The sequence below is a fragment of the Halomonas sp. ANAO-440 genome (assembly GCF_019915905.1).
Taxonomy (GTDB): Bacteria; Pseudomonadota; Gammaproteobacteria; order Pseudomonadales; family Halomonadaceae; genus Halomonas; species Halomonas chromatireducens.
The window spans coordinates 26,449-52,232 of record NZ_JAHXBV010000020.1; the positions used below are offsets into that span (position 1 = coordinate 26,449).

At 61.5% G+C, this 25,784-nt stretch carries 20 protein-coding genes and 1 pseudogene; 13 read left to right on the forward strand and 8 right to left on the reverse strand.

The features are described 5' to 3' along the window. Positions 1 to 94: 94 nt before the first annotated feature. Positions 95 to 1,129: an N-acetyl-gamma-glutamyl-phosphate reductase gene (gene argC, locus KZO25_RS14065; protein ID WP_223137443.1), complete on the reverse strand. Its 1,035-nt coding sequence runs from the start codon at positions 1,127 to 1,129 to the stop codon at positions 95 to 97. A 96-nt stretch (positions 1,130 to 1,225) separates the two neighbouring features. On the opposite strand from argC, the gene KZO25_RS14070 reads away from it, so the two are divergent. The 5 genes and pseudogenes from KZO25_RS14070 to KZO25_RS14090 all read left to right on the forward strand — a co-directional run bounded on the left by KZO25_RS14070 (position 1,226) and on the right by KZO25_RS14090 (position 7,117). Further along, positions 1,226 to 2,983 carry a chloride channel protein gene (locus KZO25_RS14070; RefSeq protein ID WP_223137444.1) on the forward strand — a complete coding sequence of 586 codons (1,758 nt, stop codon included), beginning with the start codon at positions 1,226 to 1,228 and terminating at the stop codon, positions 2,981 to 2,983. 65 nt (positions 2,984 to 3,048) lie between these two features. Beyond that, positions 3,049 to 3,480: a protoporphyrinogen oxidase HemJ gene (gene hemJ, locus KZO25_RS14075; RefSeq protein WP_223137445.1), complete on the forward strand. Its 432-nt coding sequence runs from the start codon at positions 3,049 to 3,051 to the stop codon at positions 3,478 to 3,480. A 1-nt stretch (position 3,481) separates the two neighbouring features. Continuing rightward, positions 3,482 to 4,270: pseudogene (locus KZO25_RS14080) on the forward strand (bifunctional hydroxymethylpyrimidine kinase/phosphomethylpyrimidine kinase); the annotation flags it as partial. Between the two features lie 252 nt (positions 4,271 to 4,522). Further along, entirely contained in the window at positions 4,523 to 5,812 is a 1,290-nt protein-coding gene (gene hemL / locus KZO25_RS14085) for a glutamate-1-semialdehyde 2,1-aminomutase (RefSeq protein ID WP_223137532.1), read from the forward strand. Between the two features lie 60 nt (positions 5,813 to 5,872). After that, a complete protein-coding gene (locus tag KZO25_RS14090) occupies positions 5,873 to 7,117 on the forward strand; it encodes an AAA family ATPase (protein ID WP_223137446.1) in 1,245 nt (414 codons plus the stop codon). A gap of 72 nt (positions 7,118 to 7,189) precedes the next feature. Here KZO25_RS14090 and KZO25_RS14095 read toward each other — a convergent pair whose 3' ends face one another. Continuing rightward, positions 7,190 to 7,861: a response regulator transcription factor gene (locus KZO25_RS14095; RefSeq protein WP_066446061.1), complete on the reverse strand. Its 672-nt coding sequence runs from the start codon at positions 7,859 to 7,861 to the stop codon at positions 7,190 to 7,192. A 673-nt stretch (positions 7,862 to 8,534) separates the two neighbouring features. Here KZO25_RS14095 and KZO25_RS14100 point away from each other — a divergent pair. The 4 genes from KZO25_RS14100 to KZO25_RS14115 all read left to right on the forward strand — a co-directional run bounded on the left by KZO25_RS14100 (position 8,535) and on the right by KZO25_RS14115 (position 12,084). Next, positions 8,535 to 9,146 carry an XTP/dITP diphosphatase gene (locus KZO25_RS14100; RefSeq protein ID WP_223137447.1) on the forward strand — a complete coding sequence of 204 codons (612 nt, stop codon included), beginning with the start codon at positions 8,535 to 8,537 and terminating at the stop codon, positions 9,144 to 9,146. After that, a complete protein-coding gene (gene hemW / locus KZO25_RS14105; protein ID WP_316935708.1) occupies positions 9,143 to 10,345 on the forward strand; it encodes a radical SAM family heme chaperone HemW in 1,203 nt (400 codons plus the stop codon). The genes KZO25_RS14100 and hemW overlap by 4 nt, the downstream gene beginning before the upstream one ends. Before the next feature lie 27 nt (positions 10,346 to 10,372). Continuing rightward, positions 10,373 to 11,053 carry an OmpA family protein gene (locus tag KZO25_RS14110; protein ID WP_066446054.1) on the forward strand — a complete coding sequence of 227 codons (681 nt, stop codon included), beginning with the start codon at positions 10,373 to 10,375 and terminating at the stop codon, positions 11,051 to 11,053. A 167-nt stretch (positions 11,054 to 11,220) separates the two neighbouring features. Next, the gene (locus KZO25_RS14115) at positions 11,221 to 12,084 is read left to right on the forward strand and encodes a 23S rRNA (adenine(2030)-N(6))-methyltransferase RlmJ (protein WP_223137448.1); all 864 of its coding nucleotides are present in this window, start codon (positions 11,221 to 11,223) and stop codon (positions 12,082 to 12,084) included. A gap of 12 nt (positions 12,085 to 12,096) precedes the next feature. On the opposite strand, the gene mnmE is transcribed toward KZO25_RS14115, so the two are convergent. The 4 genes from mnmE to rpmH form a co-directional block, all read right to left on the reverse strand. Beyond that, positions 12,097 to 13,467, reverse strand: coding sequence for a tRNA uridine-5-carboxymethylaminomethyl(34) synthesis GTPase MnmE (mnmE, locus tag KZO25_RS14120; RefSeq protein WP_066446050.1), 1,371 nt, complete (start codon positions 13,465 to 13,467; stop codon positions 12,097 to 12,099). Between the two features lie 121 nt (positions 13,468 to 13,588). Beyond that, positions 13,589 to 15,274, reverse strand: coding sequence for a membrane protein insertase YidC (gene yidC / locus KZO25_RS14125; protein WP_066446048.1), 1,686 nt, complete (start codon positions 15,272 to 15,274; stop codon positions 13,589 to 13,591). Positions 15,275 to 15,391: 117 nt separating this feature from the next. After that, on the reverse strand, positions 15,392 to 15,763 hold the full coding sequence (gene rnpA / locus KZO25_RS14130; RefSeq protein ID WP_223137449.1) for a ribonuclease P protein component: 372 nt from the start codon (positions 15,761 to 15,763) through the stop codon (positions 15,392 to 15,394). A 13-nt stretch (positions 15,764 to 15,776) separates the two neighbouring features. Then, positions 15,777 to 15,911, reverse strand: coding sequence for a 50S ribosomal protein L34 (rpmH, locus tag KZO25_RS14135; protein ID WP_043514730.1), 135 nt, complete (start codon positions 15,909 to 15,911; stop codon positions 15,777 to 15,779). 501 nt (positions 15,912 to 16,412) lie between these two features. Between rpmH and dnaA the strand changes: the two genes are divergently transcribed. The 4 genes from dnaA (at position 16,413) to gyrB (ending at position 22,682) form a co-directional block, all read left to right on the forward strand. Further along, positions 16,413 to 17,879, forward strand: coding sequence for a chromosomal replication initiator protein DnaA (gene dnaA / locus KZO25_RS14140; RefSeq protein ID WP_066446042.1), 1,467 nt, complete (start codon positions 16,413 to 16,415; stop codon positions 17,877 to 17,879). Between the two features lie 69 nt (positions 17,880 to 17,948). Next, entirely contained in the window at positions 17,949 to 19,052 is a 1,104-nt protein-coding gene (gene dnaN / locus KZO25_RS14145) for a DNA polymerase III subunit beta (RefSeq protein ID WP_066446039.1), read from the forward strand. 81 nt (positions 19,053 to 19,133) lie between these two features. Beyond that, the gene (recF, locus tag KZO25_RS14150) at positions 19,134 to 20,258 is read left to right on the forward strand and encodes a DNA replication/repair protein RecF (RefSeq protein ID WP_066446038.1); all 1,125 of its coding nucleotides are present in this window, start codon (positions 19,134 to 19,136) and stop codon (positions 20,256 to 20,258) included. 3 nt (positions 20,259 to 20,261) lie between these two features. Continuing rightward, a complete protein-coding gene (gene gyrB, locus KZO25_RS14155; RefSeq protein WP_223137450.1) occupies positions 20,262 to 22,682 on the forward strand; it encodes a DNA topoisomerase (ATP-hydrolyzing) subunit B in 2,421 nt (806 codons plus the stop codon). Positions 22,683 to 22,995: 313 nt separating this feature from the next. Here the strand turns inward: gyrB and gmhB are convergent, their stop codons facing one another. Next, positions 22,996 to 23,547, reverse strand: a complete 552-nt coding sequence (gene gmhB / locus KZO25_RS14160) for a D-glycero-beta-D-manno-heptose 1,7-bisphosphate 7-phosphatase (protein WP_223137451.1) — start codon at positions 23,545 to 23,547, stop codon at positions 22,996 to 22,998. 168 nt (positions 23,548 to 23,715) lie between these two features. Beyond that, positions 23,716 to 25,782, reverse strand: coding sequence for a glycine--tRNA ligase subunit beta (gene glyS / locus KZO25_RS14165; protein ID WP_223137452.1), 2,067 nt, complete (start codon positions 25,780 to 25,782; stop codon positions 23,716 to 23,718). Between the last annotated feature and the right edge of the window lie 2 nt (positions 25,783 to 25,784).

Here is a 25,784-nt window from a genome sequence, read left to right on the forward strand (position 1 = left end):
CGATTTGTCCAGCATTTCCTTGAGCTGAATGAATGGGTAACAGGGGATTATCCCTAATCCCTAGCAAAAGGGTCAACTATTCATACTACACGGTTCAGGGCATCAGTGCCGGCGCGGCGAGTCCTGCGTGCTCGTCGAATCCGAACATCAGGTTGAGGTTCTGGATCGCCTGGCCGGAGGCCCCCTTGACCAGGTTGTCGATCACCGCCAGTACCACCACGGTGTCGCCGTCGCCCGGACGATGAACCGCCAGGCGGCAGACGTTGGCCCCCTTGACGCTGCGGGTTTCCGGGTGGCTGCCGGCCGGCATTACGTCGACGAAGGGCTCGGCGGCAAAGCGGCACTCGAAGAGGCTCTGCAGATCGCCGGGGTCACGGGTCAGCCTGCCGTAGAGGGTGGCATGGATACCGCGGATCATTGGCGTCAGGTGTGGCACGAAGGTCAGCCCCACCGGCCCCCTGGCGGCGTCGCCGAGACCCTGGCGAATCTCCGGCAGGTGGCGGTGGCCGGCGGCGCCGTAGGCCTTCATCGATTCGCTGGCCTCGGCCATCAGTGACGGCACCTTGGCACCCCTGCCGGCGCCGGTGACGCCGGACTTGCAGTCGGCGATGATATGGTCGACATCGATCAAGCCGGCTTCGAGCAGCGGCAGCAGGCCGAGCTGCACGGCGGTGGGATAGCAGCCGGGTACGGCGATCAGGCGCGCCTTGCGGATGCGCTCCCGGTGCATTTCCGGCAGTCCATAGACGGCTTCATCGAGCAGTTCCGGTGCGCCGTGGGGTTGACCGTACCAGTTCGCCCACTCCTCGGCGTCACGCAGGCGGAAATCTGCAGAGAGGTCGATGACACGGGTGCCCTTGGCCAGTAGCTCACCGGCCAGGGCGTGGGCCACACCGTGAGGCGTGGCGAAGAACACCGCATCGCAGGCGCCCAGTCGCTCGGCATCGGGTTCGCTGAAGGCCAGATCATCGTAATGGCCGCGCAGGTTGGGGTACATCTCGCTGACACCCATGCCCGCCTCGGATCGCGAGGTGATGGCCTCGACCTCGACACCGGGGTGCTGAGCCAGCAGCCTGAGCAGTTCGACGCCGGTATAACCGGTGCCGCCGACGATTCCGACCTTGATCACGATGGACTCCTCTTGTTGGGTCTACGAATATGATACACAAGAGAGAGGGCTGCCACCCAGCCGTCCCCTGAAAACGCTTCATACAGGAAAACCGCCGTGCCGCTCCCGTCACTGCCCGACCTGACCCTGGAAGGCTTTCGCCGCAAGCTGGCCAATGTGGACGCCCTTCCCCAGCTCTGCGTGCTTGGCGTATTGTCCGGACTCCTGACGGGTGCCGTGATGGTCGGCTTTCGCCTGTTGCTGGATCTGGGGGCGCTGACCTTCATGCCTGACGGCGATCCGGAGAACTTCGAGGGACTCTCGCCGCTGCTGCGCTCTTCCCTGCCCCTGCTGGCGGTCCTGATCATTGGCATCTTCCTGTGGCGCCAGCCGGCGGCCGCTCGCAAGATGGGGGTGGGCCACGTCATCGAGCGCCTCTCCTATCATCAGGGTCGTTTCCCCCTGCGCAACTGGATCAACCAGTGGTGGGTCGGGGTGGTATCGGTGATCGGCGGCCTGTCGGCGGGCCGTGAGGGCCCCGCCATCCATCTCGGTGCGGCGGCGGCCAGTGGCATCGGTCAGCGCCTGCGACTTCCCCACAACAGCCTGCGCGTGCTGGTGGCCTGTGGCACCGCGGCGGGGATCTCGGCCTCCTTCAATACGCCTATCGCCGGGGTCATCTTCGCCATGGAAGTGGTGATGCTGGAGTACACCATCGTTGGTTTCATGCCGGTGATCCTGGCCTCCACCATGGGTGCGCTGGTGGCCATGCTGGTCTACGGTTCCGAACCGGCCTTCCAGGTGCCCAGCGTCAGCATGGGGTCGCTGATGAACCTGCCCTGGATCGTGGTCACCGCGCTGTTTGTTGGCTTGCTGGCAGGTCTTTTCATCCATGTGGCGAAAAGCACGACCATCAGGGAGCTACCGGTCTGGCTGAGACTGATGCTCGTGGCGGTGGCCACGGCCGGCGTGGCCTGGTGGTATCCCGAGGTACAGGGAATCGGCTATGACAGCCTGGATGCGTCACTGACCGGTGATCTGGCCGTGGATATACTGTTCGCCCTGGTGGTGGGCAAGCTGCTGCTCACCGGCCTTACCGTGGCCAGCGGCATTCCCATCGGCATTATCGGCCCTGTGTTGGTGGTGGGTGCCGCCGCGGGCGCCCTTGCCGGCCTGGTTGGTGCCCAGCTGTGGCCGCAGCTGGCCGCCGATCCGGGTTTCTATGCCATGCTGGGCATGGCGGCGATGATGGGCGCGGTGCTGCAGGCGCCGCTCGCCGCCCTGATGGCGCTGCTCGAGCTCACCCATAATCCCAATATCATTCTGCCCGGCATGCTGGCGGTGGTCGTCTCGGGGCTGACCGCCCGGCAGCTGTGCCGCTGCGACGGCTTCTTCGTCAGCGTGACCCGCCAGGGGCTACACCCCCTGCAGCAGCCTCTGATGCAAGCCCTCTCCCGGGTGTCGGTGCCTGCGGTGATGGAACGCAGCCTGGTGCGTACCCAGCGCATGGTGACCCGGGAACAGGCCCGGGCCCTGCTCGATGCCAAGCCGGTATGGATACTGATCATGCGCTCGACCGATGACAAGCCGACCCTGGCGCTCAAGGCCGCGGATCTGGCACGGGCGCTGATGGACGAGCAGCTGGCCGAGGAGGTTGAAACTTCAAGTCAGCTGATCGACCTGCTGGAAGTGCCCGGCCAGCGACTGGAGATGGCACCGATCCACCTGCAGGCGACGCTGTCGGAGGCCTTCGAGCGGCTCAACGATCAGGCGGTGGATGCGCTCTTCGTGGAGCACGGACACCGGCCGAAGCAGAAGCGGATTTCCGGTATCATCACCCGCGGCGCAATCGAGCGTTACTATTCGCTCAAGTAGTGGCTCAAGTAGGCATTCGCTCACGTGGTCGATGCTTCATCGACTCGCCCCCGTCAGGAGACCCCATGTATCTGTGGCTGAAGGCTCTGCATATCGTTGCCGTGATCACCTGGTTTGCGGCGATGTTCTACCTGCCGCGACTCTACGTCTACCATGCCATGGCGCGCGACAAGGGCGAGCATCAGGCCATCGAGTACTTCACGGTGATGGAGCGAAAGCTCTATCGTGGCATCATGACGCCCTCCATGATCGCCGTGCTGGGGCTGGGTGTCTGGCTGCTCTACCTGATGCCGCACTGGCTCGGCATGGGCTGGATGCACGTGAAGCTGCTGTTGGTCCTGCTGCTGGTGATCTACCACCATGTCTGTCTGATCTACCTGAAGCAGTTTGCCGCCGGGCGCTGCAGCCGCAACCACGTTTACTTTCGCTGGTTCAATGAGGTGCCGGTGATCGCCCTGCTGGCCATCGTCGTCCTCGCCGTCCTCAAGCCGTTCTGACATGGGCGACCGTATGCAGTCTCCGCCGGTCGTACTGATATTGGCGGGACATGATCCCACCGGTGGCGCCGGGCTGGTCGCCGACAGCGAAGCCGTGGCGGCCTGCGGTGGCTGGGGTGTCACGATTCCGACCGCGCTGACGGTGCAGAACTGCCGCGATGTCGAGCGGGTGGTGCCGGTCCCGGTTCGGCTGGTCCGCGAGATGGGCGACGCCCTCGATGAATTCTCCATCGCGGCCATCAAGGTGGGCCTGATCGCGAGCGAGGACGTGCTCGATGCGGTGGTGGATATCGTGCGAGCTCACCCCGGGGTGCCGGTCGTGGTGGATCCGGTGCTCAAGGCGGGGGGAGGAACTGAGTTATCCACAACCGCCCTGCTGGATGCCTTCCGTGTGCGCCTGCTGCCGCTTGTGGATATTCTGACACCCAATCGGCTGGAATTGGCCCGGCTGGCGGGTGGCGAGGCGAGCGACGATGCGGCCCGGGCGAAGCGACTGCTGGCGCTCGGCTGCCGTGCCCTGCTGGTGACGGGTACCGATGACCCCGATGAGCAGGTAGCGCCCGACCAGGTACAGCAGGTGCTCTACTCCAGTGAGCAGAGTTGCCGCTGGCAATGGCCTCGGTTGCCGGGGCACTATCATGGGTCGGGCTGTACCCTTGCCGCAGCGCTGGCGGCGCGCCTGGCGTGGGGGGAGCCGCTGCCGCTTGCCTGTGAACAGGCACAGTCGTTCACCTGGCAGGCACTGGCCAATGGATGGCGTCCGGGCAGCCACCAGTCTTTGCCCCGACGCATCGACAGTGGCGACGGGTGCTCCTTCGACTTGACCGGTGGCAAGGAGAGGCGGCTTGGCAGTCGTTCGGACTGGCCATGTCCCGCCGGGGCAGACAGAATGACACCAGGGATGGCCGATTCGCGTGAGATGCTCGTGAATCAGGAGTTATCCAACACTCACGACAAGGTTATCCAAGATTCTATCCACAGCCTGGCAGCGTCAGGCGGGAACCCTTTCGACCTTCGTTTCAGCGACAGCAAAGAGGCTTTCATGACCACATCTGCACAGCTCTTCGAACAGGCCTGCCGTCACATACCCGGAGGCGTCAACTCCCCGGTGCGTGCCTTCAAGGGCCTGCATCGGCCGCCGGTGTTCATGGAACGGGCCAAGGGAGCTTATCTCTATGACGTCGAAGGCAAGCGCTATGTCGATTATGTCGGCTCCTGGGGGCCGATGATCACCGGTCACGCCGACCCCGACGTGCTCGGTGCCGTGCGGGACCGGCTCGACAATGGCCTCTCCTTCGGCACGCCAACGGCCATCGAGACCACCATGGCCGATCTCATCTGCGAGATGATCCCCTCCATCGAGATGGTGCGTATGGTCAATTCCGGCACCGAGGCCACCATGTCAGCCATTCGCCTGGCGCGGGGGTTCACTGGCCGTGACAAGATCGTCAAGTTCGAGGGCAACTACCATGGCCACTCCGACTCGCTGCTGGTGAAAGCGGGGTCCGGCGCTCTGACCCATGGCGAGCCCAGTTCGCCCGGCGTACCCGCCTCGCTGGCCGAACATACCATCACCCTCTCCTATAATGACCTCGATGCCGTCGAGGCCTGCTTCGAGGAGATCGGCAGCGAGATCGCCTGCATCATTGTCGAGCCGGTAGCCGGGAACATGAATTGCATTCCTCCGCAGCCAGGCTTTCTGGAGACCCTGCGTCGGGTCTGCACCGAATATGGCAGCGTGCTGATATTCGACGAGGTAATGACCGGCTTCCGGGTCGCCATGGGCGGTGCCCAGGCCCACTACGACATCGAGCCCGACCTGACCTGCCTGGGCAAGATTGTCGGTGGTGGCATGCCGGTGGGAGCATTCGGCGGCAAGCGCGAAGTCATGGAGCAGATATCACCGCTGGGGCCGGTCTATCAGGCGGGTACGCTATCGGGCAACCCGCTGGCCATGGCCGCCGGCATTGCGCTGTTGACCAAATTGCGTGCGCCGGGCTTCCATGATGCGCTGGCACAGCGGGTTGAGACGCTCTGCCACGGGCTTCAGGAACGTGCCGATGCCGCCGGTGTCGATATGATCACGCAGCGTGCAGGGGGCATGTTCGGGCTTTTCTTCACTGGGCAGTCTCGGGTCGACAACTTTGCCCAGGCGACTGCCTGTGATGCCGATGCGTTTCGTCGCTTCTTCTCGGCGATGCTGGACGAGGGTGTCTATCTGGCCCCGTCGGCCTACGAGGCGGGATTCATGTCCAGCGCGCACAGTCCGGAGGACATTCAGGTGACCCTGGATGCCGCGGTCAAGGCCTTCGACCGGGTTCGTCAGGGCTGACCGGACGCGGGACGATCCTTTCGAGGGTCTGTTTTCGAGGACTGTTTTCGAGGAGCCATCATGGCCAAGCCATCAGTGACGTCGACATCTCACCCATCCGGTGCCCTCAGCCTGGATGAGCTGATCGACTCACTGGTGGTGGCGCACCGGTCGGGCGCCGATCCGCTGCCTTTTTCCGGCCCCTCCACATGCCTGGCCTCGACTCGCGCCCTGGTCGAGGAAGAGCTGGGTGCCCTGGTCTCACGGATGCGGGGCGAGGAGGACCTGGCGCAGCTCGATCGTCTGCGCGAATGGCTGGATCAGGAACTGGTGCGACTTCAAGCCTGCTTTGCCGAGCGAAGAGAGCCGAGGCCCAGTTGGGCGGCGGGGCATCCACCGACGGCGCTCCGCGACAATCAGCGCCTGGTCATGCTCGATGCCCTTGATCTCGCACCAGAGGATTCGCTGGCCCGGCGCACCCTCGATCCCGGTTTCGATGTGGCGTCATTACTGGTGGGCCTGGCGATTCGTGGTGAATCCCGGCTGGCCAATCGCGCCCTGGATCGCTACTTGTTGCTCTCCGGTGACTATGCCCTGACCAGGTTACTGTCGGTATTCCAGGTAGCCCGTGCCCTGTCTTGTGCGCGGCGGGCCTTGCAGCGTCGCAGCGAGATGATGGAAGGAGAGCCGTTGGCTCATATTGCCGATGCCGTGGGGACGAGTCGTCGCTATCTTGCCTTGGCAGAGAAGATCTCGGTGTTCCGCTTCCCGCCTCTGATCATCGGTACAGGGGTTTCGGGAAGCGGCAAGAGTCGTTTTACTGCCAACATGGTCGAGAGGCTGGGCGCTGTCAGGCTCTGTTCGGATGTAGAACGACGGCGGCTGTTCGGTATCAGTCCACAGGACATGAATGCGGAACCGCCTGTGGATATCTTTACCGACGATGCCACTTCTCGTACCTATCAACGTCTGGCCGAACTCGCAGGAACCCTGCTCGACGCGGGTATTACCACGTGCGTGGATGCCACTTGTCTTGCTCGCAGGCAGCGCAAGCTGCTCTGCCAACAGGCCGAGGCGCGAGGTCTACCGGTGCTGATCGTCAGCTTCGAGGCCGACGACGAGACCCTGGAGGCGCGTATTGTCAGGCGTGCTCAGCGGCAGGGCGTATTGCCGCAGGCCAGTCTGGACGTGCTGCACCGTCAGCAGTCGCTCTTCGAACCGTTTGATTCGGAAGAGCGGCAGCATCTGGTTTATCTGGATACCACGGCGGCTGATGCCACCGACACCCTGGCTTCCCTGATAGAACAACGTATCTACGCTGGTTGATAGAGATACCAACTCATACACATATTTTGCACCAATCTCTCATTAGCCGTGGCGCTATGGGGTGTCGTACGGTCAGTGCTTCATTTCCCTGCGAAAACTCGGCGGTACGCTGAAAAGATTTCTCCTCGCCCAGTTCATCGCCTGCAACCTGTTATGTACCTTGATTTTTCTGAAAATATTGTAGAGGTGAGACTTTACCGTATGCTCACTGACGAACAGTTTTTCAGCAATTTCCGAGTTGGTAGAACCAGTGCCAAGAAGCCCTATTATCTCCAGCTCACGCTGTGTCAGCCCACAGGCGGGCCGGTATGAATTCATTTGCTGGCGTCGGAGCAGCAGAATCATTCTTGACATGAGTGCGCGGGACATCCAGAGGCTTCCATCCTGCAAGGCCTGCATACCTTTGCAGATCAGCTCGATGCTGTCGTTACGATAGAAGATGCCCTGGAGGTTGAGCGTCGAGAGCAGCTCGACGGCATGGTCCTCACCCCGGACATTGAACGCAGCGAGACTGATATCCTCATGCTCATCGGCTATACCCTGCCAGCGTTGCATGCTGGCTTCGCTCAGATGATCCAGGTCGAGAATGACCAGCATCGGCTGGTTTTCATCGATTTTCGGTTCCTCGCTGTCGCTGACGGCAACGATGTCATGCTCGAATTTCTGCTGAATGTATTCGATAAACAGCTTCGACTGCGGGTTGATGTCTGTCACCAGCAGAACATGACGGTCCATGTTGTCCATGATGCTTTCTCCTCCCTTCAAAAGCTCTAATTCTTGAGAATTGTAACATAACGTGAACGAAACACCTGTTGGAGTTTTGTACATAAAGTGTAAATTTGTTAATAACTAATTATTATTACCTTATAACTTTATTATGCAACTCCTGTACTGCAAGGCTCTGCAACAAAGGCTAGCTAATCCTTATGGTGCATGAAATTGCTCTCCTGGCAATGGGTTTCATCAGGTATTAGACAACCCTTACGACAATATACACAAGTAGCAGGGCTCTGTGTAAGTCTCATCCCGAATAATCTCATGGCAATATAATTTCCTTTTAAAACAACGAATTGAATTATGGAGAAGTTCTTTTTTCCTTTCAGTTTTCGATGCATTAGTGTTTCAGGTTTTTGATGCCTCCTTGTTTCTTCTAATGCTTGATGTATTAAGATTCTCGTACTTTGTTTATATACATTCATATCTTCGTAAGCTTTTTTTCTAGTTCATCTCATGAATTAAATGTGTGTCATTAAGATGGACGAGTACATGCAATCCTGATGGGCTCTGACAGCATGGTAGCTATCCCTACTTTTGTAAAGTTGTGTCACAGTTCTGTTGACTCTTGCCTGCTTCGTACCCTGCGGATGCTCTCTATGGCATACTCTTGTTCATTCTCTCTGCGTTGCGAGGTGACCTTGTGTCGGGTCGAAAAACATTGGTTCTGGCCAGTGGAAATGCCGGAAAAATCAAGGAGTTCAACCAGCTATTGAGGGAGCTTGGAATCCATGTCCGGCCGCAGGCGGAATACGGAGTGGCCGATGTCGAGGAGACCGGGCTGACATTCGTCGAGAACGCCCTGCTCAAGGCACGCGAAGCGAGCCGAGTCAGTGGACTGCCCGCCCTGGCGGACGATTCCGGCCTGGAGGTGGATTACCTCCAGGGTCAGCCTGGTATCTACTCCGCCCGATACGCCGGGGAGCCGAAAAATGATGCGCGTAATAATGACAAGCTGCTTGCGGCGCTTGCCGGGATACCGTCGGCCCGTCGTACCGCCCGCTACTGGTGTGTTCTGGCCTATCTACGCCATGCCGAAGACCCGGTACCCCTGATCGTGCAGCGCAGTTGGGAGGGTGAGATTCTGACCGCACCACGCGGTGACGGCGGCTTCGGGTACGATCCGCTGTTCTGGTTACCTTCCCTGGGCAAGAGCGTGGCTGAGCTCAGTGCCGAAGATAAGAACCGGCTTAGCCACCGGGGAAGGGCTCTGCAGTCGCTGGCGGCGGCCCTTGGTGAGACGTCGGCAAAGTGAGCGCTCTGTCCCGGCGAGTCGGGCTGCCGCCGCTGGCGCTCTACGTGCATGTGCCCTGGTGCGTGCGTAAATGCCCCTACTGCGATTTCAACTCGCATGGGGTAGGACACGGCGCCGACCTCCCCGAAGCAAATTATCTGGCTGCGTTGCTCCAGGACCTCGAGGCCGAACTGCCATTGGTTGGTGGGCGCGAGCTGACCAGTATCTTTATCGGCGGAGGCACACCGAGCCTGATGTCTGCCGGCTTCTATGAACGGTTGTTCGATGTACTGGCCACGCAGTTGTCACTGGCCTCCGATGTCGAAGTCACGTTGGAAGCGAACCCGGGAACCCTGGAACGCGGTCGATTCCAGGGCTATCGGGCAGCGGGCATCAATCGGCTCTCCCTGGGGGTACAGAGTTTTCAGGATGGTCAACTTCATGCCCTGGGCCGTATCCACAGCGGTGGCGATGCGATAGCTGCAGTGGACGAGGCGCGCTATGCCGGGTTCGATAACATCAACCTCGACCTGATGCATGGCTTACCGGGCCAGACACCGGCTTTGGCGCTTGATGACCTCGACCTTGCTCTCTCCCTCTCTCCGGAGCACCTTTCCTGGTACCAGCTCACGCTGGAACCCAATACCGAGTTTCATTCACGCCCTCCGGTCCTGCCCGAAGAGGAGATGCTGTGGGAGATCCAGGACCTTGGCCATGAGCGACTCGAGGCGGCCGGGCTGGTTCGCTACGAGATATCGGCTTACGCCCGGCCGGGTATGCAGTCGCGTCACAATCTTAACTACTGGCGTTTCGGTGACTATCTGGGGATCGGTGCCGGCGCTCATGGCAAGCTGAGTGCCACCGATCCCCAGGGCGAACTGCATATCGAACGGCGATGGAAGGCGCGTCAGCCGGAAGCCTATCTGCGTCGCTCTGAGGACCCCCGCGGCTTTGTCGCTGGACGCACCGAGGTGGAGGAGGAAGAGTTGCCGCTGGAATTTGCCATGAATGCGCTGCGCCTGGTTGAGGGTGTGTCGATGGCAGACTGGGAGGCGCATACTGGACGTCCGGCCGCCACCCTGGAGGCTCGCCTCCTGCCGGCGCGAAAAAAAGGACTTCTTGTGGAAGATGGCCGGCGACTGCAGGCATCGCCTCAAGGTCTATTATTCTTGAATGAGTTGCTGGTTATGATTGGCGAAGCCGATGCCGGCACTGAATGAATGACTCCCTGACCTCCGGAGATAACTATGTTCAAACCCCTTCGTCTTGCTGTGCCGCTCGCGGCCGCTGCCCTGCTGATCGGCTGTGCCACGACTGACCCCTACGGCGGCCAGACCCAGCGCTCCAGCACCATGACCGGTGCCGGTGTGGGTGCAGCCGTCGGAGCCGCAGCCGGCGCCCTGTCGGGCAGCGGCAGCACCAGTCGGCGCGATCGTGCGCTGATCGGCGCCGCGGTGGGTGCTGCTGCAGGCGCCGGCGTCGGTGCCTATATGGACCGGCAGGAGCAGCAGCTGCGCGAAAGCATGAGGGGCACCGGCGTCGACGTGGAGCGTCGCGGCGATGATATCGTGCTCAACATGCCAAGCAGCGTAACCTTCGGCTTCGACTCCAGCGAGCTGACCCCGAGCGCCCGCAACGCACTCAACGATGTTTCGTCGATCCTGACGCAATATACCGATACGCGGGTCAATATCGCCGGGCATACCGACAGCACCGGTGATGCCGGCTACAACCAGCGGCTTTCCGAGCGCAGGGCCGAGTCAGTCGGCAACTATCTGGCTCAGAACGGCGTAACACGCAATCGGCTCTATATGACCGGCTATGGCGCAAGCCAGCCGGTGGCGAGTAACGCAACCGAGGATGGCCGCGCCCAGAACCGGCGCGTCGAGATTACGCTCACTCCGATCGAGAGCCAGTTCCAGCAATAGACCGGCCATGCCTGTCGCTCGAACCGGGCCCGTCACTGACAGTGGCGGGCCTTTTCGATAGTCTTTGCCAGGAATCGTCACTTTCCAGACAAGACGCCGAGGCTGGTCTCGTTGCCAGCCTGGTGTGAAGCCCTCCAGCCGATTCGCCACCTCAAGGACCCGTGGCCATGCTTTCCTATCAACACGCCTACCATGCCGGCAACTTCGCCGATGTGCACAAGCACCTCATGCTCTTTGCCGTTACCGGCTACTTGCTGTGCAAGGCGTCACCGATCACCTATATCGATACCCATGCCGGGCGCGGGCTCTACCCGCTATCCGCGGCGGAGAGCCAGAAGCTGCAGGAGCATCGCCAGGGTGCGGAGCGACTCTGGCAGGAGAGACAGGCGCTGGCGGCGGAGCCCCTGATCGGCGACTGGCTGTCACTGCTGGCCGAGGCTCAGTTGACCGCTGGCAAGCAGGCGTCACCAACGCTGGACTGCTACCCGGGATCCCCCTGGTGGCTCACAAGGCAGTTGCGAGACGTGGATCGGCTGGCGCTTTTCGAGCTGCATCCCGGCGAGCACGAGCACCTGGCCGCTCAGCGCCTGCCGAAGAACGTGAAGCATATCCATGGCGATGGCCTGAAGGGCCTGCTGCAGCGATTGCCGGTAGCCACGCCGCGGCTTTGCGTATTGATCGATCCCAGCTATGAACGCAAGTGCGAGTACGTAGAGGTGGCCGAGACCGTGCTGGCGGCCATGCGCAAGGTGCGGCACGGCGTGGTACTGGTGTGGTACCCGCTTTTGCCTGCCGGTCGCCACAGCGAGCTGCTGGAAGGGCTGCGCAATGGGGGCCTGCGCAAGATCTGGCGCAGCGAAGTTGTCCTGCGCGAGCCAAGCAGCGAGGAGCGAGGCATGTATGGCAGCGGCATGCTGGTCATCAATCCGCCCTGGGGGCTGGAGGAGCAGCTGGTATCTGCCATGAAGCGGATCGAGCCGCTGCTGGGTCCTGATGCCAGTCACCGTGGCGAGTGGTGGGTAGCGGAGTAGGGCGGTAGCGACCTACTTGCCGATACAGAAGCTGCCGAATATTTCTCCCAGCAGATCGTCGGCACTGAACTCGCCGGTGATCTCGCCCAGCGCCTGTTGGGCATCGCGCAGGTCCTCGGCGAGCAGTTCCCCGGCGCCGTAGCCGCTGAGCTGCTCTTCGCCGTTGGTGAGGGCTCGCTTCGCCCTGTCGAGTGCATCGAGGTGGCGCCGTCGAGCGGAGAAGCGCCCTTCCGTGGTGCTGGCATACCCCATCACCTCCTTCAGGTGTGACTTCAGGTTATCCACACCCTGGCCGGTCTTGGCTGAGAGCCGGATGACCGGCGTGGCTGTGGATAACTCGATGCCGGCCACTTCCTCGTTCGTATCGATCTTGTTGCGAACCAGTGTCAGCCGGCTGGGGTCGCTGAGTCGCTCGACGAATTCGGGCCAGATCGCCATGGGGTCGGTGGCGTTGGTCGTGGTGGCATCCACCAGCAGCAGCACCCGGTCGGCCTTCTCGATCTCGCTCCAGGCACGCGCCACGCCGATGCGTTCCACGGCGTCCGGGGTGTCGCGCAGGCCGGCCGTATCGATCACATGCAGCGGCATCCCATCGATATGGATGTGTTCGCGCAGAACGTCCCGGGTGGTGCCCTCGATTTCGGTGACGATGGCCGTCTCCTGCTCGGTCAAGGCATTGAGCAGGCTCGACTTCCCGGCGTTGGGGCGCCCCGCGATGACCACATTCATGCCTTCGCGCATCAGCGCGCCCTGAGCGGCGGCGGTGCGCACCGCCGCCAGCTCCGCTTTCACCGCCCCCAGCATCTCGGCCACTCTGCCGTCGGCGAGAAAGTCGATCTCCTCTTCGGGGAAGTCGATGGCCGCTTCCACGTAGATACGCAGCTCGATCAATTGCTCGACCAGCGCCGAGACCCGGCGCGAAAATTCGCCCTGGAGCGAGCGTAGCGCATTCTCGGCGGCAGACCGGGAACTCGCCTCGATCAGGTCGGCGATGGCTTCGGCCTGTGCCAGGTCGAGCTTGTCGTTGAGAAAGGCGCGTTCGGAGAACTCCCCCGGTCGTGCCAGGCGTGCGCCCAGCTGCACGCAGCGCTCCAGCAGCAGGTCCATGATCACCGGTCCGCCGTGTCCCTGCAGCTCCAGCACGTCCTCGCCGGTAAAGGAGTGTGGCGCCTGGAAGTAGAGCCCGATGCCTTCGTCGATCACCCGCACGTCGCCCTGGAAGGGTGCGTAGTGGGCATGGCGGGGCGGGGGACAGCGACCGAGCACCCCCTCGGCGATGGTCCGACAGCCGGGGCCGGACACACGAATGATGCCGACACCGCCTCGTCCCGGTGGGGTGGCAAGAGCAGCGATGGTGTCCGGAATATAGAGGCGATCTGCCATGGTGGGCTCCTCACAGCCAGGGTGGCCGGGTGGCCGGGTGGCGGCTATTGTCCTTTTCACGGGCCGGAAACGCCAGACCCCTGCCGTGGCAGGGGTCTGGTGGTTCGAGAAAGAAGAAGGTCTATTTGGTCTTCATTCCCTTGCCGACGGTGGGATCATTCTCGATCTTGCGCGTGATCACGTACTGCTGTCCGATCGAGATCAGGTTGTTGACCACCCAGTAGATGACCAGACCCGCCGGGAACCAGAGGAAGAAGAAGGTGAAGACGATCGGCAGCATCTTCATGATCTTCGCCTGCATCGGGTCCGGAGGCGTGGGGTTGAGCATCTGTTGAACGAACATCGAGGCGCCCATCAGGATCGGCAGGATGAAGAACGGGTCCCTCATCGACAGATCCTGAATCCAGAACATGAAGGGCGCATGGCGCAGCTCCACGGATTCCAGCAGCATCCAGTACAGCGCAATGAAGACCGGCATCTGCACCAGTATCGGCAGACAGCCACCCAGAGGATTGATTTTCTCCTTCTGGTAGAACTTCATCATCTCCTGGGACATCTTCTGGCGGTCGTCGCCGTACTGCTCCTTGAGGCGCTGCATCTCCGGGCCCAGCTTGCGCATGCGGGCCATGGACTTGTAAGCCTTGGCGGAGAGCGGCCACATGACCAGCTTCACCACGATGGTCAGGAACACGATCGACCAGCCCCAGTTACCGATCAGGCTGTGGATCTGATCCAGCAACCAGAACAGCGGATTGGCGATAAACCATAGCCAGCCGAAGTCGACGGTCAGGCGCAGGTTGGGCGCTACCTGCTCGAGGTAGCTCTGCACCTTCGGCCCCATGTAGAGGGTCGCACCCAGGCGGGCTTCGCTATCCGGTGCCACCGTACTCACGGAGCCGGCAAAGGCGGCGACATTGCGATCGCGTGAGTCGGTGGAGGCATACTGCAGATTCTGCTGGTTCTGCGGTGGCACCCAGGCGGTGACGAAGTAGTGCTGCAGGATGGCCACCCAGCCACCCTGGACGTCCCGATTATTGAAGCGCCCACGCTGGATGTCGTCGAAATCGACCTTCTCGTAGCGATCTTCCGGTGACGAGTAGGCCGCCCCGAGATAGGAGCTCATGCCAAGGGCCACGCCACTTGAAGGGTCGGGGCTGTTGTCACGAGCGAGCTGACCGATGAAGCGCGCGGTAACCGGCTCTTCTGTGTTGTTGGCCAGATAGTAATGAACATCTACCGCGTAGCTACCCCGCTCGAAGGAGAAGCGCTTGATGATGTCGACACCATTGACCTCGGCAGCGAGGTCGACGTTCAGGCGATTCTCATCGTCGCTCATGCGGTAGCTGGTGCTTTCCGGTGTAAAGCCGATACGACCGGAGTGCCCGTCAAGCTGAAGTCCCGAGCGGGCCACATAGCTGCGTATCTCGCTATCGGAGAGCAGCACGTAGGGGCGGTCGGAGTCCAGGGTCATTCGGTGCTGGGGCAGCGCGGCGTAAACGATATCGCCCCCCTGGGGATCGATACGCAGGTCCAGGACATCAGTGACCACGGCAATCAGGTCGCGGGTACCCGTCGCACGTGCCGGTTCGCCAGGCATGTCCCCCGGCACCTCTTCTTCGGCGCGGGGCGCGGCAGGGACGGCCAAGTCATCGTCCGGATCCACGCTCTCTTCCCCGGGCGCAGGCGCGGTGAAGGTGGGTGCTTCAGGCTCAGGAGCAACCTGGCCGTAGTCCTGGTTCCACTGAATGACGAGCAAGTAGGCAAGCACGGCCAGTGGAATCAACAAAAGGAGTCGTTTTACGTCCATTGAGAGTTCTGCCCGGTGGGTAGTGAACATGCCGCTGGAACGGTATGCGCTGCCACGTTGATATGCGAAAGCCTGCCCAAGGCAGGCTATCGTGGCGGCGACAGGCACCGCATCCGGTCAGGATGCCATCGACTTGCGTACGTCTCGCTCCAGCCGACGCCACATGCCGGAGAGCAGGCGGTGCAGTGTCGCATTATCCAGCTCATTGGCGCCCCGTCGAGCCAGTACCACGATGTCGACGGCGGGAAGCTGATGCTGCTGAAGGCGAATGGACTCGCGAGTCAGCCGCTTCAGGCGATTGCGATCCACGGCTCTACGAACGTTCTTCTTGCTGAAGACCAGGCCGAGACGGGGGTGGCCCAGTCCGTTGGGACACGCCAGGGCCATTAGCCCATTGCCATGTACCTTGAATGCAGCGTGATCGAAGACAAATCGATAGTCCCCGGCAGTCAGTAAGCGCAGCTGCGGGGGGAAGTCATGACCGGACACGCGCAATCCGCGATCAGGCGCTCAGGCGCTTGCGGCCCTTGGCGCGACGGCGCGACAGTACGGCACGACCGTTCTTGGTGGCCATGCGAGCACGGAAGCCGTGCACACGCTTGCGCTTGAGAACGCTGGGTTGAAAGGTGCGTTTCATAACTCTTGATTCCCACGTGGTGTGTTTGGACGGAATGTCTTACAGGAAATGCCCGGGCTCCTTGCGGGAACCTGGGGAGATTCGGTTCAAGACCGGAAATTGTAGTGACTTCGGGGCTCCGACGCAATTCCTCAGCCGCCCAAATTTCAATTGGCATGCCGCCAGCGAATCTATAGTTACTAAATGAATTTTTACTGAAGCTGTTATTAATACTGGGGATGCTTTCTGTTGATAAGCTACAAAAGCGCTTGATAAACAATAGTGTGCAGTGCAGCATGGCTTGTGGAAAAGCTCTGTGCTTCCGGTAGGGTTTCTGTTGATTCCTTGTGTGAAATTGTCGTTTTTGTCCACAGCTTGGGCCGCCTTCCTGGCTATACAAGGGTTATCCTGTTGATCCATGTGTGATTTTCCACAGCGCTTTTCGACGGCTGCTGCGTGTGGATAACCCGACGGGTGAAGGATACAATGGCCGGTCATGCATCAACCGGATGGTGAGGTCGAGTGTCGCTTGCTCTTTGGCAAAAGTGTTTGGATTTCCTGCAGGATGAGCTGAACGCCCAGCAGTTCAACACCTGGATCCGTCCGCTTCAGGCGGAAGAGGGGGAGTCCAATGAGCTGCTTCTTCTGGCACCCAATCGCTTTGTTCGCGATTGGGTTGGGGATAAGTATGCCAAGCGGATCAACGAGCTGCTGCGCGACCTGGCCCCAGCCAAGCCTCCCCGCGTGGTATTGACGGTCGGCAGCCGCCGCGCCGCTGCTCCCAGGCCGCGAGAGCTCGGAGCGCCGGTCTCGGCCAGTCCGCGATCGCCCCTCGGGCCTGCCGTACATACCCCCCCACGGGGAGATATCGGCGACGAGCGTGAGATCGATCGACAGCGAGAAGAGGGGCGTTCGGCACGACGCGCCACTGGTGAACGAGAGGTACAGGTCGAGGGTAGCCTCAAGCACAACAGTGGCCTCAACCCCAATTTCACTTTCGAGACCTTCGTCGAGGGCAAGTCGAACCAGCTGGCCAGGGCGGCTTCCCGTCAGGTCTCGGAAAACCCGGGTGGCGCCTACAACCCGCTGTTTCTCTATGGCGGTGTCGGCCTGGGCAAGACACACCTGATGCACGCCGTGGGTAACGCACTGGCCACCCGCCGGGAGAATGCCACGGTGGTCTATCTCCATTCGGAGCGTTTCGTCGCCGACATGGTCAAGGCGCTTCAACTGAACGCGATCAACGATTTCAAGCGTTTCTATCGTAGCGTCGATGCGCTGCTGATCGACGATATCCAGTTCTTTGCCGGCAAGGAGCGCTCCCAGGAGGAGTTCTTCCACACCTTCAATGCCTTGCTCGAGGGTGGCCAGCAGATGATCCTGACCTCCGATCGCTATCCCAAGGAGATCAGCGGCGTCGAGGAGCGACTCAAGTCGCGTTTCGGCTGGGGATTGACGGTGGCGATCGAGCCGCCGGAGCTGGAGACGCGGGTGGCTATCCTGATGAAGAAGGCCGATCAGGCCAAGGTCGACCTGCCCCACGATGCGGCCTTCTTCATTGCCCAGAAGATTCGCTCCAACGTGCGCGAACTGGAAGGGGCGCTGAAAAAGGTCATTGCCGACTCCCACTTCATGGGCAAGCCGATTACCCAGGATTTCATCCGCGAGTCGCTCAAGGATCTGCTGGCCCTGCAGGACAAGCAGGTGGGGGTCGACAACATCCAGCGCACCGTTGCCGAATACTACAAGATCAAGCTGTCCGACCTGCTGTCGAAGCGCCGTTCCCGTTCCGTTGCCCGGCCTCGCCAGGTGGCCATGGCACTGGCCAAGGAGCTGACCAATCACAGCCTGCCGGAGATTGGCGATGCCTTCGGTGGGCGTGACCACACAACGGTACTGCATGCCTGCCGCAAGGTGCTGGCATTGCAGGAAGAGAACGCGGATATCCGCGAGGACTACAAGAACCTGCTGCGGCTCTTGACCAGCTGAGCCGCGAGGTTCCCTGGCCATTGATGCCAACGCCCGACACCTTTCTTCAGGATTAGACGTGGAGCCGACATGAGATTTTCCATTTCCCGCGAGGCGCTGCTTCGGCCATTGGCGCTGGTTGCCGGCGTGGTGGAGCGCCGCCAGACCCTGCCGGTGCTGTCCAACGTGCTGATACAGGTCGATCATGAGCAGGTGGCGCTGACGGGCACCGACCTGGAAGTCGAGCTGATCGGGCGTACCGCCGCGTCCCTGGTGGAGGTGCCCGGATCGGCCACGGTCCCGGCGCGCAAGCTGATGGATATCTGTAAATCGCTGCCCGACCAGGCCGAGCTCCAGTTCAGCCTGGAGGATGGTCGCGCCGTGTTGCGTAGCGGTCGCTCCCGTTTCACCCTGTCGACGCTGCCGGTGGCGGAGTTCCCCAATATCGAGGATACCCAGGGCGATGTGGAGCTGAGCCTGCCCCGTGGAACGCTCAAGCATCTTATCGATGCCACCTCTTTCGCCATGGCCCAGCAGGATGTCCGCTATTACCTCAACGGCATGCTGCTTGAGCTGCGCTCGAACCTGGTCCGCACGGTGGCCACCGATGGCCACCGGCTAGCCGTCTGTTCTCGCCCCGCCGAGATCCAGGTCGAGCCGGCCCGCAAGCTGATCGTGCCGCGCAAGGGCGTGCTCGAGCTGGTGCGCCTGCTCGATGACAGCGACGAGCCGGTTACGCTGACATTGAGCGCGAGCCACGTGCGTGCTCACACCGGCGACTTCACCTTTACCTCCAAGCTGGTTGACGGCAAGTTCCCCGATTACGAGCGCGTGGTGCCAAGGGGAGGGGACAAGGTGTTCATCGCCGATCGCACGGAGCTGCGCCAGGTGCTGTCGCGTACCTCCATCCTCTCCAACGAGAAGTATCGGGGGGTGCGCCTGCACCTGAAGGAAGGCAACCTTCAGGTCATGGCGAACAATCCCGAGCAGGAAGAGGCCGAGGAGAATGTGGCCGTCGAGTACGGCGGCGATGCGCTGGAGATAGGCTTCAATGTGGGCTACCTCATCGATGTGCTCAACGTGCTGGATGAGGATCGCATGCAGATGACGCTGGCGGATTCCAATAGCAGTGCCTTGATGGAGGAGCCGGGCGGCGGCGATGCACTTTACGTTGTCATGCCGATGCGCCTCTGAATGGATATGCCGGATCGCTGCCCGGCTGCGCGTACGGCACCACTGCCGTTACGGGCCGTGGTAGCGGTGTTAGCGTGACACATGCTGATTAACCGCTTAAATTTCAATGGCTTAAGAAATCTCTCTGCAGTCGATTTCGAGCCGGGGCCGGGCATCAATCTCATCGTGGGCGCCAATGGGAGCGGCAAGACGAGCTTGCTGGAAGGCATCCACATCCTTGGCATGGGGCGCTCCTTCAGGACTCGCCAGCTGAGGAACGCCATCTCCCATGATGCGCAGTCCATGACACTCTTCGCTCGCCTCGACGGCGAGCCGCCGGTGCCGATCGGCATTCGTCGTTCCCGCGATGCCCCCGAGCTGGAAATACGTATGGGAGGGGAGCGCGTCGAGCGACTGTCGCAGTTGATCGAAACACTGCCACTCCAGCTGGTTAACCCCGATGCATTCCGGCTGCTGGAAGGGGCTCCGGCCGGTCGACGGGAGTTCCTCGACTGGGGAGTGTTTCACGTGAAACATGGATTTTTCGATGCCTGGCGGCGCGCGCGGCGCGCCCTCAAACATCGGAATGCATTGCTCAGGCGTGATAGAATGGATGCCAAATCGCTGTCGGCCTGGGAGCACGAATTGGCACACTGGGGCGACCGCGTCGATAGCCTCAGAAACGACTGGATGGCAGAGTTCCTGCCTGTCTTCGAGGAAACGCTGTCGCAACTACTGGCGCTGCCCGACCTGACGCTGGGTTACTCACGCGGTTGGGATAGAAAGCGCAGCCTGCTCGATATTCTCGAACAGGGGCGCGCGACGGATCAGCAGATGGGCTTTACCCAGCAAGGGCCACAGCGGGCCGACCTGCGTATTCGTCTTGGACGGCATCCAGCAGTCGAGGTTTTGTCGCGTGGCCAGCAAAAGCTGGTCGTTACTGCGCTCAAGCTGGCGCAGGGTAGGTTGCTGGAGCAAACGACCGGCCAGTCGTGCCTCTACCTGGTCGATGACTTGCCGGCGGAACTCGATGCCAGGCATCGGCAGGTATTCTGCCGTTTGCTGGAATCGATGCGCTGCCAAGCCTTCATTACAAGTGTCGAACACGATGCCCTGGTGGGACCCTGGCAGTCTCAAACCCCGCTGGAGATGTTTCACGTGAAACATGGCAGTGACGGGTCAGGAACGCTGGTGCCACAGGCACAGATAGACTTCATGACGGAGTAGTCAATGAGCGAGCAGGCTTACGACTCAACGAGCATCAAGGTACTCAAGGGCCTGGATGCCGTTCGCAAGCGTCCCGGCATGTATATCGGGGATACCGATGATGGGACAGGCCTTCACCATATGGTGTTCGAGCTGGTGGACAACTCCATCGATGAAGCCCTGGCCGGCCACTGTAGCGAAATACGCGTGGTCATCCACCCCGATGAGTCGGTCACTGTCAGCGACAATGGTCGTGGCGTGCCCACCGATATGCACGAAGGCGAGGGCGTATCGGCGGCCGAAGTGATCATGACGGTGCTCCATGCCGGAGGCAAGTTCGACGACAACTCCTACAAGGTGTCCGGCGGCTTGCACGGAGTCGGTGTTTCGGTGGTCAATGCGCTTTCCGAAGAGCTCCGCCTGACAATCTGGCGTGCCGGCCAGGTTCACGAACAGATCTACCATCATGGCGTGCCCCAGGCCCCGCTCGGCGTCGTGGGAAAGACCGAGAAGACCGGAACGCGTGTCCATTTCAAGCCATCGACGGATACCTTCCACAATATCGAGTTCCATTACGATATTCTGGCCAAGCGTCTACGCGAACTCTCCTTCCTGAACTCCGGGGTGGCGATTCGCCTGATGGACGAGCGTTCAGGGAAGGAGGAGCTGTTCCACTACGAAGGGGGCCTCAGGGCTTTCGTGGACCATCTCAACACCAACAAGACGGTGCTCAACCCGGTCTTTCACTTCAATGCCGTGCGCGAAGATGGCGTCGAGGTTGAAGTGGCGATGCAGTGGAGTGATTCCTTCACTGAAAACATCTTCTGCTATACCAACAACATACCCCAGCGCGATGGTGGCACCCACCTTGCCGGCTTCCGCGCGGCGCTGACGCGCACCATGAACAACTACATCGAAGCGGAAGGCCTGCTGAAGAAGTCCAAGGTCAATACCGCCGGTGATGATGCTCGAGAAGGCCTGACGGCCATCATCTCGGTGAAGGTGCCGGATCCGAAATTCTCCTCGCAGACGAAGGAGAAGCTGGTCTCCTCAGAGGTGAAGACGGCGGTGGAGCAGGAGATGGGGCGGCTGTTTGCCGAGTACCTCATCGAAAAGCCCAATGAGGCGAAAGCCATCGTCAACAAGATGCTGGATGCGGCGCGCGCCCGTGAGGCGGCGCGCAAGGCGCGGGACATGACGCGCCGCAAGGGAGCCCTGGACATTGCTGGCCTACCCGGCAAGCTGGCCGACTGTCAGGAGAAGGACCCGAGCCTGTCTGAACTGTTCCTTGTCGAGGGTGACTCGGCGGGTGGCAGCGCCAAGCAGGGGCGTGCCCGCCGCACCCAGGCGATCCTGCCGCTGAAGGGCAAGATCCTCAACGTCGAGAAGGCACGCTTCGACAAGATGCTCTCCTCCGCGGAAGTCGGCACCCTGATCACGGCGCTGGGTTGCGGCATCGGCCGGGAAGAGTTCAACCCCGACAAGCTGCGCTACCACTCCATCATCATCATGACCGATGCCGATGTCGATGGGTCGCATATCCGCACCTTGCTGTTGACCTTCTTCTTCCGTCAGATGGGCCAGCTGATTGAGCGGGGGCACGTCTTCATCGCCCAGCCACCCCTCTACAAGATCAAGCGGGGCAAGCAGGAGACCTATCTCAAGGATGAGCAGGCGCTTATCGATTACCTCACTACCACCGCGATGGATGGTGCCCGACTCTATGTCAATCCCGACGCACCCGCGGTGACCGGTAGCCAGCTGGAATCCCTGGTCAAACAGTATCGTGACGTGATGAAGCGGATCGATCGCCTGTCGCGAGTCTATCCCAACGTGGTGCTGCGCAAGGTCGTCCATGCCGCGACGCTTGAGGGTGAGGCGAGCCTCAAGGACCGCGGCACTATGCAGAACTGGATCGAGTTCCTGCAGGCCGAGATGGATGCGCTGGTGGCCTATGAAGGCGGACCTCGCTATACGTTCCGCCTCGAGGAGGACACCGAGCGTGAGCTGTACCTGCCGGCGGTGACGCTGACCGCGCACGGTGTCAGCACCGACTATGTCTGGGGCATCGATTTCTTCACCAGCGCCGACTATCGCGCCATGGCTGCCCTTGGCACCACGCTCGATGGCCTGCTGGAGGAGGGGGCCTATATCGCCCGGGGCGAGCGCAAGAAGTCCGTGGAGAGCTTCTATCAGGCGCTGGACTGGCTGATGGCGGAAGCCCAGCGTGGCCTGGCCGTACAGCGCTACAAGGGGCTGGGCGAGATGAACCCGGACCAGCTCTGGGAAACCACCATGGACCCCGATACTCGCCGCTTGCTTCGTGTGACCATCGAGGATGCCGTTGCGGCCGACATGATGTTCAACACCCTCATGGGTGATGAAGTGGAACCGCGCCGCGCCTTCATCGAGCATAATGCCCTGGTTGCCAACCTCGATGTCTAGCCATGCGATGAGATGTTTCACGTGAAACATCGGCACTGTCCGACGCCGAGCGTCGGGTAACCAAGAAAAGAGGGCCCGCGAAAGCAGGCCCTCTTTTTTGCTGTGAAAAAGTGCGATGACAATAGGTTATGAGCTGTAATAAAGCGAGAGGCGGTGCAGGGGGTCGATAAAAGCTGGCGCGACTACCAGAGGGAGTGGGGCGTGTGTCGATTGATAGAGCTCGCAGGGGAGTGCAACGGCTTGGGGCAAGAGTCGAGTCGCCTTGGGGATCACCGTATGCGTACCAGGGGAAACCGTAGCCAGTCTCACGAGTTTATTGCGACAGCAGCCAGTCGGTAAAGGCCGCCAGGTCGTCGAAAATCATTGCCTGTTCCAGCCCGCTACCCTTGGTCTCCGTCCGCTTGCCCTTGCCGGTTCGCACCAGCACAGAACGACAGCCCATCGCTTCACCGGCCTGCAGGTCTCGCAGGCTATCCCCCACTATCCAGCTCCCGGAAAGGCTACTTAACCCCAGTGCCTGACGGATCTGCACGAGCAGTCCCGGGCGGGGCTTTCGACAGTCGCAGCCTTCGTCGGGTCCATGGGGGCAGTAGGCAATATGCGCGATGCGGCCGCCAGCGGCCGCCACGAGACGGTTGAGCTCATCGTGCATGCTCGCCAGCGTCGCTTCGTCGTAGTAGCCGCGAGCGATTCCCGACTGATTGGTCGCTATGGCAACACTCCAGCCGGACTGGCTCAGGCGGGCAATCGCATCAATGGAACCGGCGTAGGGAATCCACTCCTCGAGTGACTTGATGTAGTTGTCGGAGTCGTGATTGATGACACCGTCTCGGTCGAGAATGACAAGCTTGCTGGCATCGTACATGGCACATCCGTATATGGCAGATCGGAACCTGGCGGGCAGGGGAATAGTGTTTCACGTGAAACATCCGGCGCCAAGCGGTGGTTGCCGAGGGTGAATGTTTCACGTGAAACATCAGACAAGAAAAAGCCGGCGAGAGGTTCTCGCCGGCTCTGGCACATCAAGCGAAGGCTACTGCTGGAGCAGGGCGATATCCGCCACTTCGAGAAACAGCCCCTGGAGGCCAGCCAGCAGGGCCAGGCGATTGGTGCGGGTGGCTTCATCCTCCGCCATGACCATGACCTGGTCGAAGAAGGTATCGACGGGATCACGCAGGCTCGCGAGGGCATCCAGCGCCTCACGGTAGCGGCCCTCGGCAAACAGCGGCATAACAGCCTCGCGCTGGGCGGCGATGGCCTTGAAGAGCGACTCTTCGGCCGATTCCTGCAGCAATGCCGGGTCAACGCTGGTGACGACTCGGCTGTCCTGCTTGGCGAGGATGTTGGCGACACGCTTGTTGGCAGCGGCCAGGGCGGAAGCCTCTTCACGCTGGGCAAAGGCATGAACGGCACGAAGACGCCGGGCAAAGTCCAGTGGGCGAGTCACCGGCCGGGCACGCACGGCGTGATAGACCTCGGCCTCGATCCCTTCATCCTGCCCCCAGGCGCGGAAGCGGTCGAGCATATAGGTCAGGACTTCCTCGACCAGGCTCTCGGCGTAGGGGAGCTCCTGATGTTGCGCAGCAGCAAGTTCCAGCAGCTCGCGGAGATCCAGATCGAGTTCGCCCTTGACCAGGATGTTGAGCACCCCGATGGAGGCGCGGCGGAGGGCGAAGGGGTCCTTGGTGCCGGTGGGTCGTGCGCCGATACCGAAGATGCCGGTCAGGGTGTCGAGCCGGTCGGCCAGCGCCAGTGCGAGACCGGTACGGGTCTCGGGAATGGCGTCGGTAGCGAAGCGTGGCAGGTACTGCTCCTCAAGCGCCTGGGCGACGTCGGCCGGCTCGCCATCCTGGCTGGCATAGTAGCGGCCCATGATGCCCTGAAGCTCGGGGAATTCGAGCACCATTTCGGTGATCAGGTCGCACTTGCCGAGCTCGGCGGCGCGCCGGGCATGGGCCACGTCGCCGCCGATGCGGCCGGCGATGAAGGCGGCGACCGCCGCCGTGCGATGCGCCTTGTCGGCCAGGGTGCCGAGCTGTTGCTGGAACAACACGCTGGTGAGACCGTCGATGCGGCTGGCGAGCGGCTGCTTGCGGTCGGTGTCGTAGAAGAAGGCGGCATCGGCCAGGCGGGGGCGAATCACCTTCTCGTTACCCTCGATGACCTGCTGCGGATCCTGGCTATCGATATTGGCGATGGTGATGAACAGGGGCTTGAGCTTGCCGGCATCGTCGAGCAGATGGAAGTACTTCTGGTTGGCCTTCATCGAGGAGATGAGGCACTCGGCGGGAACCTCGAGGAAGCGTTCGTCGAAGCTGCCGGCCAGCGCCACGGGCCACTCCACCAGGCCGCTCACTTCGATGAGCAGATCCTCGTCGATGACCGCCGTGGCCTCCTGGACCTCCGCCTCGGACAGCACCTGCTCGCGAATGCGCTCCCGGCGCTTATCACGATCGGCCAGCACCCAGGCGTTTTCCAGGGCGACAAGGTAGTCGTCGGCATGGGCCAGATCGATGGCTTCGGGGGCGTGGAAACGGTGCCCGCGGGTCCTGCGACCGGCGGATAGGCCGAGGACCTCGGCGTCGACGATGTCGCTGCCATAGAGCATCACCAGCCAATGCACCGGGCGGGAGAACTCGATGCGCGAGGCCCCCCAGCGCATGTTCTTGGGCACCGGAAGGGCGGCTACCGCCTTGGCGGCGATAGCGGGCAGCAGTGCCGTCGTCGCTTCACCCGACTGCCGCTCGCGGTAGCCGAGCCAGGTGCCCTTGTCGGTCTCCAGGTGAATCAAGTCGGCCACATCGACGCCGCATGAGCGGGCAAAGCCCTGGGCGGCCTTGGTAGGCTCGCCATCCTTGTAGGCGGCGGCCAGCGCGGGTCCGCGACGCTCGACTTCGCGGTCGGGCTGCCTGTCGGCCAGCTCGGTGACCTGCACGGCCAGGCGGCGGGGGGTGGCCCAGGCGTGAACGTCGGCAAAGGCGATATCGGCATCGGCGAGACCACGGCGGATGCCGTCGGCCAGGGCGTCGGAGAGCGCATCGATGGCCCCCGGCGGAAGCTCCTCGGTCCCCAGTTCCAGCAAAAAGGTATCAACAGCCATGT